10 protein-coding genes and 1 riboswitch are annotated in these 14,126 nt (G+C 40.8%); of the genes, 8 read left to right on the forward strand and 2 right to left on the reverse strand.

Annotated features, from left to right (window positions below):
• Positions 1-2 precede the first annotated feature (2 nt).
• From BK820_RS09400 to BK820_RS09415, 4 genes are all read left to right on the forward strand, one after another.
• The gene (locus BK820_RS09400; protein WP_071320750.1) at positions 3-1,658 is read left to right on the forward strand and encodes a long-chain-fatty-acid--CoA ligase; all 1,656 of its coding nucleotides are present in this window, start codon (positions 3-5) and stop codon (positions 1,656-1,658) included.
• Between the two features lie 317 nt (positions 1,659-1,975).
• Entirely contained in the window at positions 1,976-2,998 is a 1,023-nt protein-coding gene (locus BK820_RS09405; RefSeq protein WP_071320751.1) for a flavin reductase family protein, read from the forward strand.
• A gap of 27 nt (positions 2,999-3,025) precedes the next feature.
• Positions 3,026-4,189 (forward strand): fatty acid desaturase family protein, encoded by a 1,164-nt coding sequence (locus tag BK820_RS09410; protein ID WP_071320752.1) that lies wholly within the window; start codon positions 3,026-3,028, stop codon positions 4,187-4,189.
• Between the two features lie 429 nt (positions 4,190-4,618).
• Positions 4,619-4,930 carry a hypothetical protein gene (locus tag BK820_RS09415; RefSeq protein ID WP_502685972.1) on the forward strand — a complete coding sequence of 104 codons (312 nt, stop codon included), beginning with the start codon at positions 4,619-4,621 and terminating at the stop codon, positions 4,928-4,930.
• 81 nt (positions 4,931-5,011) lie between these two features.
• Here the strand turns inward: BK820_RS09415 and BK820_RS09420 are convergent, their stop codons facing one another.
• Complete coding sequence (locus BK820_RS09420) at positions 5,012-5,722, reverse strand: HAD family hydrolase (RefSeq protein WP_071320754.1); 711 nt, start codon at positions 5,720-5,722, stop codon at positions 5,012-5,014.
• Positions 5,723-6,003: 281 nt separating this feature from the next.
• Here BK820_RS09420 and BK820_RS09425 point away from each other — a divergent pair, with 281 nt between their 5' ends.
• The 4 genes from BK820_RS09425 to uca all read left to right on the forward strand — a co-directional run bounded on the left by BK820_RS09425 (position 6,004) and on the right by uca (position 12,269).
• Complete coding sequence (locus BK820_RS09425) at positions 6,004-6,897, forward strand: LysR family transcriptional regulator (RefSeq protein WP_004809417.1); 894 nt, start codon at positions 6,004-6,006, stop codon at positions 6,895-6,897.
• A 203-nt stretch (positions 6,898-7,100) separates the two neighbouring features.
• Positions 7,101-7,212, forward strand: a riboswitch (guanidine-I (ykkC/yxkD leader).
• 29 nt (positions 7,213-7,241) lie between these two features.
• Entirely contained in the window at positions 7,242-7,979 is a 738-nt protein-coding gene (locus BK820_RS09430) for an urea amidolyase associated protein UAAP1 (RefSeq protein ID WP_071320758.1), read from the forward strand.
• Between the two features lie 15 nt (positions 7,980-7,994).
• Positions 7,995-8,645, forward strand: a complete 651-nt coding sequence (locus BK820_RS09435; RefSeq protein ID WP_071320755.1) for an urea amidolyase associated protein UAAP2 — start codon at positions 7,995-7,997, stop codon at positions 8,643-8,645.
• Positions 8,646-8,648: 3 nt separating this feature from the next.
• Positions 8,649-12,269 carry an urea carboxylase gene (gene uca / locus BK820_RS09440; protein WP_071320756.1) on the forward strand — a complete coding sequence of 1,207 codons (3,621 nt, stop codon included), beginning with the start codon at positions 8,649-8,651 and terminating at the stop codon, positions 12,267-12,269.
• A 23-nt stretch (positions 12,270-12,292) separates the two neighbouring features.
• Here the strand turns inward: uca and BK820_RS09445 are convergent, their stop codons facing one another.
• A complete protein-coding gene (locus BK820_RS09445; protein ID WP_071320759.1) occupies positions 12,293-13,945 on the reverse strand; it encodes an ATP-dependent nuclease in 1,653 nt (550 codons plus the stop codon).
• Between the last annotated feature and the right edge of the window lie 181 nt (positions 13,946-14,126).

Genomic DNA, 14,126 nt, shown 5'->3' on the forward strand with positions numbered 1-14,126 from the left:
ACATGCTTGGAAATATGATGTTTCAGCCCTTACTGATCAGCAGCATGATTGAACATGCAGGACGCTATCATGCCGATACTGCGGTAATTTCAAAAAATACTGATCTCAGCATGACTCATACGACTTGGGGCGAAATTCGTAGCAATGCCAAACGTTTCGCCAATGTGCTGAATCAGCTGGGACTGCAACATGGCGACCGTGTCGCGACCATTGCATGGAATAACCATCGTCATCTGGAATCCTGGTATGCCATTTCTGGAAGTGGCTTTGTTTGCCACACGATTAATCCGCGTTTATTCCCGGAACAGTTGGTATTTATTATTAATGATGCATCAGACCGTGTAATCCTGTTTGATAAAACCTTTGTACCATTAATTAAAGCCGTCAAACCGATGTTAAGCAAGGTGGAGCACTTTATCTGTCTGGATGCAAAAGATGAGGCCATCCTTGAAGCTCTTCCAGATGTGAAATTCTATGATGAGCTGATTGCCGATCAATCTGATGATTTTGATTGGCCTGTACTCAATGAAAATGCAGCAAGCTCACTGTGTTATACCTCTGGAACTACAGGTCATCCAAAAGGTGTTTTATATAGTCACCGTTCAACGACATTACATAGTTTTGCGATCAGTTTGCCGGATTCACTGAATGTATCTGCACGAGATATCATGCTGCCTGTAGTACCGATGTTCCATGTCAATGCCTGGGGGACACCATATGCAGCAGCGATGGTCGGCTGTACTTTGATATTGCCAGGCCCAGGGCTGGATGGTGCGAGTCTGGTCAATTTAATTGACAGCTATAAAGTATCAGTTGCCCTAGGTGTACCAACGATCTGGCAAGGCTTGATTGCAGCAGCACAACAGTCGGGTTCCAGGTTAGAAAGTTTAAAACGCAATGTCGTCGGCGGTTCGGCATGTCCGCCTTCAATGCTAAAAATATTCAGAGAACAGTTTGACTGTGAAACCATCCATGCCTGGGGTATGACGGAAACCAGTCCACTTGGTGCAGCCAATCAGATTAAAGCCAAGCATCTGGATTTGAGTGAAGAAGAGCGTTTACAAATTCGCCTTTCTCAAGGTCGTCCACCATTTGGCGTCGACTTGCGTTTGACTGATGAAGAAAATGGATCGAATGAAATTACTCGCGATGGTGAAACCACAGGCAATCTACAGATTCGTGGTCATTGGATCATCAATAACTATTTTGGCAAGGAAGAATCTTCTTTAACTGCTGATGGCTGGTTTGATACGGGGGATATTGCCACCTTGAATGAAGATGGCTTTATGAAAATCAGCGACCGTGCCAAGGATCTGATCAAATCGGGCGGAGAATGGATTTCCTCGGTGAAACTGGAAAATCTGGCCATGGGTCATCCACAAATAGCCATGGCAGCTGTCATTGCTGCACAGCATCCGAAATGGGATGAGCGTCCAATCCTGATTGCGATTAAAAAACCTGACAGTCAGCTCACCGAGCCAGAACTGCTGGACTATTTTGCTGACAAAGTAGCAAAATGGCAGGTGCCAGACAAAGTAATTTTTGTCGATGCAATTCCACTGAGTGGTACTGGCAAGATGCTGAAAAAAGACTTGCGTGAAAAGTTCGGAACAGTATTGCTGGATCAGCAAACAGAGCTCAGCCCAGCTGTAGAATAATACCTATAAACTCTTCCAAAATAACAAGGCTGACTACAGAAATGTGGTCAGCCTTTTGCATATTTATAGCCATAAAGCTCATAGAAAAATAGTCAATTCATATAGGCGAACTGGCATGAAATGCCTTTCCGATTTACATGTCGAAAACCAACTTTAATCAAAAGCACATCATTTTGTCCGACAAAAAACAGGAATTTTACCGACAGAAACATGATTTGACCCGAATTGACATGGAACGAATCATAAAAGCCTATATTCTGAATGCATAATAAATAGACAGATGTACATTAATTCTGTTTCTGTATGAGGTAATAAAAATGACAAGTATGCAAAGCTACAAGCCTCACTGGATCCGAGAAGACTTCATTGATTTCATTGCTGAAAAATTTTATCCAACTTTGGCATTGAAAAAAGTGAAGGCAGAAGTGATCAGTATCCAGCTTATTGGCAATGATTTTTATAAGATCCAGTTACGTCCAAATTTCAACTTTCAGGCTAAAAAATTTCAGCCAGGACAGAATGTGGCTATGACTTTAAGGCTGGATGGTATTTTGCATCAGCGTCATTATTCTGTCGTTACAATGCTAAAAAATGGTGATGTAATTATCGCTGTTAAACAGCAGGGCAAAGTATCCCGTGCCTTGAGCTCCTCACAACTGGGTGCTGTGGTAGAGCTTTCACAGCCACAGGGCGAATTCACCCTGCTGAATTCCCCTAAACCCATTTTAATGCTGGCCTCAGGCAGCGGTATCACTGCAATTTACTCCTTGCTGCAAAAAGCCGTAGTACAGTTTCAGCATCCGATTGATCTGATCTACTTCACCCGTGATGATGCGTTTCATGCTGAAATCAAAACCTTGGCACTGATGCATCCACATCTGAAATATCATCATTTCAATACGGTCGAGCATAAGCAGCATCTCAGCCTACAGTTACTCAACAAGCTAGTGCCTGATTTTGAACAACGTGAAATTTATGCCTGTGGTTCAGCGGCCATGATGAAAACAGCACACCATATTGCTGAAAAGCTTTCCGTGAAATCCAGTTTCCATTCTGAATACTTCCAGATCGTGGTGGATGAAAAAGTTAAAACACAACCTGTGCAATTCCAGCGATCGCATCAGGAGTTTCAGGCCAGCTCTACCATTCTGGAAAGTGCTGAACAGGCAGGTTTACGTCCTGCACATGGTTGCCGAATGGGAATTTGTAATACCTGTTCCTGCACCAAAGTCAGTGGTTCAGTGAAAAATATCTTGACTGGTGAAATCGATCACGAGAGCAATACCCCGATCAAATTGTGTATCTCCCAGGCCGTTAGTCCTGTGGTGATTAATCTTTAATCCCTAGAAAAATAAGAAGGTACTCCCATGAATATGCAAATTGATTTTAAGCGGCACAGTAAGAGCCAATTTTTAAGTCCTGAACAGATTCAGGAATTTGGTGCCAAGGTGGATGCGATCCGACGTGAGGTGATGGATGATTTAGGTGAAAAAGATGCTGAATACATCTATAAAATCCGTAATTTTGTCCGCTATAGCGAAATTGCTTCTCGGGGCATGCTGATGGTGGCCGGTTGGTTGCCACCAGTCTGGCTACTCGGTACAGGCTTATTGGGTATTTCCAAAATCGTAGAAAATATGGAACTTGGTCATAACGTGATGCATGGCCAGTTTGACTGGATGAATGATCCAAGTCTGAATGGTTCGACTTATGACTGGGATACCATTGCCACCGGTGATGACTGGAAATACACCCATAACTATATTCATCATACTTATACCAATATTGTCGGCATGGACCACGATGTGGGTTATGGCCTGATTCGTGTTAGTGAATCGCAAAAATGGGAACCCCGTTTTCTGTTTAATATTCCACTAACAATTCAGTTGATGGTGTTCTTCGAATGGTACGTGGGTCTACAGCGCCTGCATCTGGAAGATGTAATTGCCTATAAAACCAAAACCTGGAAACAGGTTTGGGATGAAGCAGCGCCACTACGTAAAAAGATGCGCCGTCAGGTACTGAAAGATTATGTATTCTTCCCGATTATTGCCGGCCCAAATGCCATTCCAGTATTTATTGGCAATGCAGTGGCCAATGTGATTCGTAGTCTGTGGGCTTCCGCTGTGATCTTTAACGGTCATTTCACGGAAGATGCTGAAACTTTTGAAATGGACAATACGGAAAATGAATCCCGTGCGGAATGGTATCTGCGTCAGATCCGCGGTTCGAGTAATTTCAGTGGTACCGAATGGCTACATATTCTAAGTGGTAACTTGAGCCATCAGATTGAGCACCATTTATTCCCGGACATGCCAGCGAACCGTTATTCAGAAGTGGCACCAAAAATCAAAGCATTATGTGCTGAATATGGTATCCACTATAACGAAGCCAGTTTTATGAAGCAGTTTTCGACCGTTTGGGTTCGCGTTGCAAAATGCTCTGTACCAAACGAATGGCATGCACAAATTGCAGAAAAAGTGCAAAGCGCAAAATCTATATTGAATGCTGTAAAAGCCAAGTTCTTTTAATCACTTTTCTTTAACAGTATTATATTGATGTTTCTTAACCAGTTTGGTACTCCTCAATAACTTTGGATGGGTTATTGAGGATTTTTTTATCTGAGCTTCTTATACATATCAACTTGGTTGTAGATTGTATTGAATCTAGTGATATTAATTCCAAATAAGCTTAAAAAATGCCAATACCTTATCAAACTGAAGTATTTTAAAATATTTGATTCATTAGAATAATTAAGTAATACATCATATTTTATGGATAAAATGTGAAGAATTCTTTTCAAAAAAACACTCATGCAAAACAGACTTGGTACGGCTGAAACGCTTTGCCTACAACAACTTGCTAAACTTTAGGAAAGTTATTTTTATAATGGCGGCGTCGTAACATTCAAGGTTTTAGTTTTGAAATATCTTAAATATTTTTCAGGAATCTCCTTATTATTGCTGTTAACTGCTTGTAACACCACTGAAGTGCCAGCTCCAGATTATCAGGGCAACTGGAAGAATACTCTGGAAAATCCAAAACTTGAAAATATTCTGGTAATTGCTAAAAATGGTGAAAATTATCTGATTACTAATACCATCAAAGATAAGGAAACAGGTAAAACAGAGAAAAAGAACCCGATGCCCGCGGCTGTAAATGAAAATGGCATGCTTCAGCTGAATGCAGGGGCGGGAATGGTTGATTTTGTAATTGATGAGAAAACTGGCAACCTTGTAGGGTCAGGTTCAGTCTACCAAAAAGCCAAATAATGCTCTAATCTAATCCGTTTAGAAATAACAACATAGATGTCATGAAATGGAATTATTCATGACATCTATTTATATAGATATTTAAGCAATATGCCTTAATAATTCGGTAAAACCCTGCACAAAATAATTTGCTCTGGCTTTAATCAGCTCGATTTCATGAGCAGAATACTGATCATAAATTGCCACTACCTCTATTCCTGCATTATTCGCAGCTTCTACACCAATTAAAGAATCTTCAATAATCAGGCAATCTTTGGCTTCAATTTTAAAATGCTCAAGAACATTCAGATAAATTTCTGGATGTGGCTTGATGTTCTGGACATTTTCGCGGGTAAGGATTAAGGCAAAATCATCATCAAAGCTGATTTTAGCGTTAATATTTTGATTATTGTCCTGATAACGCTGCACATTGAATAAACTGGTGGTTGTGGTTAAGGCCAGTGGAATCTCTTGTTTTTTCAGGGCCTGGATTATAAGTTCCGCCTGAGATTTTAATTCGACCACATGATCCAGAAAATGTCGTGAAATACTGTAACGGCGGTTTTTGACGTCTTCTTTGTTTAGTTCAAAACCGTATAGTTCTTTTAAATAACCACAATATTCCAGATAAGGATCAGGCAAATGTCGAAAGGTTGTCAACTGTAGATCCCGCTGCTGCTGGATCAATTTTAAATTAGCTTTTATACCGGAAAGTTCATGAATCAGGGCTGCATCAACTTGGTTCCAGATACCGACTGAATCAATCAGGGTGCCATCCAGGTCAAAACATACCAATTTTTTGTTCTGAAACATGACACTTTTCCCTTAATTTCCATAGTCTATTCTGTGCGGCTGAGTATATAACATGCGACTTAAGTGTTTCAGCTGAAATAAAAGATAAGGGTTATCCATTTTACATGAAGTGGTATTTGACAGAGTTACAGATCGGGTAAACAGTATTTTTATTGCAAAACACATCCTGAATGATCATACAGATAGTCACAAAGTGTTATATTTGGACATTGGCACTAGATCAAATTGCGCGGATGATAGATCCGCCAAAATGATTAAAAAATTGAAGGAAATGTGTTTCTGTGTTTGAACTTGACTGTAAATTGCTCAGCATCTTTTATTATGTCTACAAATTTAAGAACGTCTCCCATGCAGCCGATTATCTGGATATGAGCCAACCGACGGTGAGTAATCTGCTCAATAAAATCCGTCAGCATTATAATGATCCTTTATTTTTGCGTATTGGCAATGAAATGCTGCCGACGGATCTGTCAAAGCAGCTATTTCCTTTGGTCAGTGAGGCGCTAAGTAAAGTCGAAACCATCAATAATTTTACTATTGATTTCGATCAGGCCACGTCCCAGCAACGCTTTACCTTGGCAATGACCGATGTATCGCATCTGGTCCTGTTGCCAAAAATTTCACAATATCTAAAACAGCACGCTTCGCATATTCGTCTGAATGTGCGTCCAATTACTTCAGAAACCAGCTATCAAATGGCCAATGGAGAAATTGATCTGGCTTTAGGATTTTTGCCGAATCTGGAAAATGGTTTCTATCAGCAGAAATTGTTTGAACAGTATTATGTGGTGATTGCAGCCAAAGACCATCCACGGCTGGTTGGCGACAGCCTGACTATTGAAGAGTATTTGCGTGAAACGCATATTGATATTGATGCCGGGATGGGACATTACCATATTGAAAACGAATTGCTGAATCTGGAACTCAAGCGAGACATTCTAATGCGCTTGCCAAGCTATTTAGGCGTAGGACTGGTGGTGCAGGAAACCGATGCAATTGCGACTGTGCCTTATTATTTGAGTGAAGTATTACTATCGCGTGGCAATCTCAAGATTTTTAATGCGCCGATTGCATTTCCGACCTATTCGGTGAAACAGTATTGGCACATGTCCTGTCATCATAAAACCAGTCATCAATGGTTACGCAATATATTGCATGAGATTTTAAGTAAATAATCTTATAGCTATAGATCCGGACTTAGTCCTCATCTATAAATTTTAAAATCCCGGCCTATGCTGGGATTTTTGTGTTTTGGTGCATCTTGATGCCTATAACAGATTCTTGCACCTGAATTGATCAGTTAAAACCCCAAAAAGTATTACTAAATGGAAAAACAGTATTACTAAATTGGCATAGCCTTTGCATCTATCAAACTCATCATAAAGTGATCTAGGGTTCCGATACATGAACATTCATGTATGTCTGAGACCGAGAGTTCACGGCGAAAGGAAACACTGATCGCTACACGGAGGGATAAAAGCCCGGGAGGTAAACCGTTAAAAGCTTGGGGTAGATGCAAATGAGCACAATAACTTATCACGAAGATCAAGTCCTCTGGACTGAACGTTTACCGGGTGGACACCACTGGTCAGCACGCATTCAGCGTGGCGCAGTTTTACAACTCAAATCTTTAGGCGCGAATGCCAATGTTTCACTGTTTTGTATAAATAGCGAAGACAAGATTGAAGCCTATAACATGCCAGACAGCTTAAAAGCACAACACACGGCATTTTTAAGTACAGGGCATATTTTAGCGTCTGATTTAGGACGTGCGATGATCTCGATTGTCAAAGATGACCACGGTTGGAATGATGCCTTTTGTGCGCCAAGTACCGCACCGCAAATTGGAGCACAGTTTGGTACGAAGACCTTCCAGGATGCCCGCAACGACATGTACCGCAATGCTAAAGACAGCCTACTTTTAGAGATGACCAAATTTGGTTTATCTGCGACGGATCTGAGTAATACCTTAAACCTCTTCTCAAAAGTACAACCGGATGACAACGGCAACTTATCGTATGTTGCATCTGACAATACTGATCAAGTAATTGAACTACGTTTTGAAATGGATTGTTTGGTGTTTTTATCATCCGCACCACATGCATTAGACAATAGCACCGTGTATGCACCTGCTGATATCGAATTAAATCTGTTTAAAGCACTTCCTTTAGGTGACAGCGATGTATGTCGTGATTCATGCCCGCAAAATCAGCGTGCATTCCAAAATAACAATCGTTACTACGCATTAAGCGCTTAATTGGGGGAATACAACATGACTACACTTGTGAATTTAGAAAAATCAGTGTTAAGCGAAGTCTGTCCTGCCGGTGAAGCGTGGATGTGCGAAGTCAAAAAAGGGCAATATTTCCGGATTGTGGACTTAGAAGGCAATCAAGCGGTGGATACCTTATTCATCTCGGCTTCAAACCCAGAAGAACGTTATAGCGCAACCGATACTCTAACCATTAATCAGCAAATCTATTTAGAAAAAGGTACGGCTTTATACACTAACTTTGGCAACAAAATTGCCACCATTCATGATGATAACTGCGGTCGTCACGATACTTTAGGCGGTGCATGTTCATGTGAAAGTAACACGGTTCGTTATGCCCATGACAAATACCCAATGCACAGTTGCCGTAACAATTTCATGATTGCATTGTCACAGCATCCGATTGCCAAAAAGCATGGTTTAAACGTGCGTCATATTGGCCCAAACATTAACTTCTTTATGAATGTGCCTGTGACATCGGAAGGTCATTTGAAATTTGATGATGGTATTTCTGCGCCAGGGAAATATGTCGAAATTAAAGCCGAGATGGATTTGATCGTGCTGATCTCGAATTGCCCACAACTGAATAACCCATGCAATGACTATAACCCAACAAAAATTCAATTGATCATCCGTGAAGGCGAGGAATAAGCGATGTCTACAAAATATGGGTTTAATAAAGTTCTCATTGCCAACCGTGGTGCAATTGCTTGTCGTGTGATTCGTACCCTAAAAAAATTAGGCATTCAATCGGTTGCAGTGTATTCAGAAGCCGACCGTGATTCATTGCATGTGACTTTGGCCGATGAAGCCGTATTTATTGGCGATGCACCTGCAAGCCAAAGCTATCTCAATGTCGATAAAATTTTAGAAGTTGCTAAACAAACCGGTGCTCAAGCGATTCACCCAGGTTATGGCTTTTTATCTGAAAATGCTGAGTTTTGTGACTTATGTGAAGCGCAAGGCATTGTGTTTTTAGGACCAAATTCAGCGCAAATGAAATCATTTGGTTTAAAACACACTGCACGTGAACTCGCGATTCAAGCCAATGTACCGCTACTTCCGGGTAGTCAACTCTTAGCAGATGAAGCTGAAGCGTTATTGGAAGCCAATCGTATTGGTTATCCAGTGATGCTGAAAAGTACCGCAGGCGGTGGCGGGATCGGGATGCGTTTGGTGTGGAATGAAGAAGAGCTGAAAGATGCTTATGCAACCGTCTCCTATTTAGCCCAAGCCAACTTTAAAGATGCAGGTTTGTACTTAGAGAAATTCGTGCAAAATGCCCGTCATATCGAAGTGCAAATCTTTGGTGATGGTAACGGTTTAGTCTTGGCTTTGGGCGAGCGTGATTGTTCAGTGCAACGTCGTAACCAAAAAGTGATTGAAGAAACACCTGCACCACATTTGAATGATGAACAACGTACCTATATTCAAAATGTTGCCATTCAATTGATGCAATCGGTGAATTACCGTTCGGCAGGTACGGTTGAATTTGTGATGGATACTGACACACAAGAATTCTACTTTTTGGAAGTGAATACTCGTCTGCAAGTGGAACATGGCGTTACTGAACAAGTCTTTGGTGTCGATCTTGTGGAATGGATGGTGACTTTAGGCAGTGGCGATTGGGTTGCACCAACATCAAAACTTGAGTCACAAGGACATTCAATTCAAGTGCGTCTTTATGCCGAAGATCCAATCAAAAACTTCCAACCAAGTGCAGGACTTTTGACGCATGTTGAGTTCGATGCCAACGCGCGTAATGAAACTTGGGTAGAAACAGGTTCAAACGTCTCATCTTTCTATGACCCGATGATTGCCAAAATTATTGTGACTGCGGATGATCGTGATTCTGCAATTCAAGCCATGACAGTTACGCTCGCTAAAACCCAAGTGGCGGGCATTGAAACCAACCTTGAATATCTACAAAACATTATTGAGGGTGAGGTCTTTAAAGCAGGCACGCAAACCACACGCTTCTTAAATACCTTTGAGTGGAAAACCCAAAAGATTGAAGTCCTTCAAGCCGGTATTCAAACCGCCGTGCAAGATGTCACAGGCCGTTTGGGCTATTGGGATGTCGGCGTACCGCCATCAGGTGCGATTGATCCGCTGTCTTTAAATGTTGCGAACCAACTGTTAGGCAATGCACCAAATACCGCAGGGCTCGAATGTACCTTGCAAGGCCCAAGCTTAAAATTCCATTGTGATAGTCAAATTGTATTGGCAGGTGGTGATATGCCATCGACGTTGGATGGTGTGTCTGTCCCGATGTGGCAGACTGTGAATGTGCGCAAAGGTCAGGTACTCAAATGTGGCAAGATCGCCACAGGTTGCCGTACTTATATCGGCATTAAAGGTGGTCTGAATGTGCCTGAATATTTAGGCTCACAAGCGACTTTTACCTTAGGTCAGTTTGGTGGTCATGCAGGGCGTAATTTATTGATTGGCGATATGCTTCCAATCACGGCATTTACATCCGATGAAGTGAAAGCATTAAATGAAGATCAAATCCCAACATTCTCAAATACTTGGGAAATTGCGGTGATGTATGGTCCACATGGTGCACCTGATTTCTTTACCAAAAACGACATTGATACTTTCTTTGCCAATGAGTTTGAAATTCACTTTAACTCAAGCCGTACTGGTATCCGTTTGATTGGTCCAAAACCTGAATGGGCACGTCAGGATGGTGGTGAAGCGGGTCTGCATCCATCCAATATTCATGACAATGCCTATGCCATTGGGGCGATCGATTTCACTGGTGATATGCCAATTATTCTTGGGCCTGATGGTCCAAGCCTAGGTGGTTTCGTGTGCCCTGCGGTGGTGATCAATTCTGAATTATGGAAATTGGGTCAGCTGAAAGCCGGTGATAAAGTTAAATTTGTGCCTGTGAGCTACCATCAAGCCAAATTGCTGAATGAAAAATATCATGCGCATTTAACTGCTCAAGATACACAAGCAGTCACCTTTGATGAATCGTTCTATCCTGAAATCAGCACACTGAAATCTGCCATTTTAGATACCCTAAAAGGTCAAAATGGCACGCCTGATGTGGTGTATCGTCCTGCTGGCAACAACTATATGCTGGTTGAATATGGCGAACTGGTTTTAGATTTAAACCTGCGTTTCCGTATTCATGCGCTGGTGCAATGGGTCAAAGATCAAAATATTCAAGGCATTATTGACCTGACACCGGGCATTCGTTCGCTGCAAATCCATTTTGATTCGACCCAGCTTGATCAGATTGATTTATTGCGTATTCTTCAATTCGCAGAAGAGCAACTGCCTGATGTGACAGAGATGCAAGTGCCATCACGTACCGTCTATTTACCGCTGGCTTGGGAAGATTCACAAACCCAACTCGCAACCGAACGTTATATGCAAACTGTGCGCCCTGATGCACCGTGGTGTCCTGACAATATCGAATTTATTCGTCGTATCAATGGCTTAAAAGACAAACAAGCCGTGAAAGATGTGGTTTATAACGCCAGTTATTTGGTCATGGGCTTGGGCGATGTGTACTTGGGTGCGCCTGTGGCAACCCCGCTTGATCCGCGTCAGCGTTTAGTCACGACTAAATATAACCCTGCGCGGACGTGGACACCTGAAAACGCCGTGGGGATCGGCGGTGCGTATATGTGCGTGTACGGTATGGAAGGTCCGGGGGGTTATCAGTTTGTCGGTCGTACTTCGCAAATGTGGTCACGCTACCGTAAAAACCCTGATTTTGAGCAAGGTATGCCGTGGTTATTGCGCTTCTTTGACCAAATTAAGTTTTATGAAGTGTCTGAGTCCGAGTTGATGCAGATGCGTGAGGACTTTAAAGCGGGTCGTTTAAAACTGCGTATTGAAGAAGGTGTATTGAACCTCAAAGAATACAATGACTTCTTAACGGAAAATCAAGAATCTATTTCTGCCTTTAAAGCGGTACAACAAGCCAACTTTGATGCGGAGCGTAAACGTTGGCATGAAGCAGGGCTTGCAGAATATGTCTCTGAAAGCCTAGATGCCGTGGATGATGGTGAGGGTGTTGAAGTGCCTGAAGGTGGTTGTGCAGTGGAATCGCATATGCCGGGTTCAATTTGGAAAATTGAATGTCAGTCGGGGGATATTGTGGAAGAAGGTGCAACGCTTGCAGTGATTGAAGCGATGAAGATTGAGATTCCGATTATTGCGCCTGAGCGTATGAAAGTTGAAGCGATTACCATTGAAAAAGGGCAGACGGTAAAAACGGGGCAGGTGTTGTTTACGTTGGCGCCAGTGGTTTGATGAGATAGAAATAAAAAGACCGCTTAAGCGGTCTTTTTATTTGGTAAAGGGTTTTCAGAAATAATGTGTTCGAAAATTTTTTCACATAGTTCTTTGGCAGATTCGGTTAATTCCCATTCAACATGATCCATAACCGTTAGAACTAAGCGACAAAATTTAAGTTTTTCTTTAATAGTGCCTGATTGATCAGAAAAACATTTTTTAGGCTTGTCATCAGTGGTTCTAGGATTACCCACTCTAATTTGGTCATCAAGAATTTTACCAATACCATTTTTTGCATGAAAATAATCATGTTCTTCTATTAGAGTGACAATATCAAAACCTTCTTTGGTATCTGCTTGCATACCATCCATGGATAGATGATTGGAAAGAGCATTTCTTTTTGTCTCATCATCCTGAAAAGCACCATTTAAGCCTAAAAATTTAATACGGCAAGCATGATAAATAATGTTTGATGGCAGGGTATTTTCAGTTTCTTTACACTCTAAAAGGAAAAACTTTTCTCCTAGTTTTTCTTCTAAACTTGTAGCTCTCATGCCTTTATTTTTAGTTTTAATATCGCCATCAGCTATAAGAAACACACTACTAGAAGTTAAGAGAGCATTCATACCGCAATCATCTAAATGATCAGTAAATTCGTCACTAAAATCCCAATGCGTTAAGTTACTGCCTGCATACTCCACAAAGGTGTAATGATAATTAGGCATTAACCGCTGAATATCCGATGATCTGAATTTATATAATTCTAAATTATTAGGTTTTCCTTCGACCACTAAAGCTTCTTCTTGTTTTAATAAATCTAAATATTTCTGCATATATTTAGTGATATATAGTCGATCTGTAATGCCTTCAACCCAAATTGTACAGTTCGCCAAATAAACTGAAGAAGGGCGTACACCTAATGATGCAAGTAAGTCACGATCTCGGTCACAACGATAAATTTTAAAATCAAATTCGTTCGGATTACCTTCTTTCGGTTGTTTTACAAACTTTTGAATCATGACTTGATCAGATTCATCTGCCATATCAAGTAAATGGTTGGAATGGGTAGTAAAGAAGTAATAATGCTTTGTTTCATTTAAATAGAAGTTCATCAACTGGCGCGCCATACCTGCATGCATATGAAGCTCAGGCTCTTCAATGAAAAACGCATGAGATTCCCAATACCCCTCACTGTCTTTAATTTTTATATATGCTTCATACGTCAAAATTATTGCTTGTTGTAAGCCGTCACCTAATTGTGAAATAGGGAATTGCTTATCATTGCCTATCTTAATATTTACAACATCTTGATCGTGTTTAGGGATAAGTGAAACAGGTTCATTATCAAAGAAATATTGACTTAATTTTTCTTCATAATTTTTAATAAGTTCTCGCTGTTCAGGCTCACCAAGTAAATGAACTTTTAGTTCATGATATAAACATTCACCTGTAATAATATTTTTAGAGTTGAAGTTTTTATAATCAAAAAAATAATCTTTTTGTGCACGTTCGATATATGGCTGTTTATTTTCTTGATCGGTAACAGGACGCATTCCTCTTAATATAGGAATATAAAATTTACCATCCTTAAAACAATTTTGTAGCTCAATTCTTGCAATTTTATTATCTATTTTGGTTATTAAATCCTCTAAGTCTGTTTTAGAGTTGGTTGCAGATTCTTTGTAATTCGAAATTTTTGATTTAATTTGAGAAACTAAATTTTTTAAAGAATCTAGATTGAATTTACAGCTATCCAAAAATTTGAGTTCTGAAGTTATTTGAAATATTTCTTTTATATCCACCGGAGATGTACCGTCAGAACTCCATGTGGTGTCTTGTCCATGTCGAGTTGGTCTGATATGTGCTGAATTAGCA

The organism is Acinetobacter sp. LCT-H3, from assembly GCF_001866125.1.
Lineage (GTDB): Bacteria > Pseudomonadota > Gammaproteobacteria > Pseudomonadales > Moraxellaceae > Acinetobacter > Acinetobacter schindleri.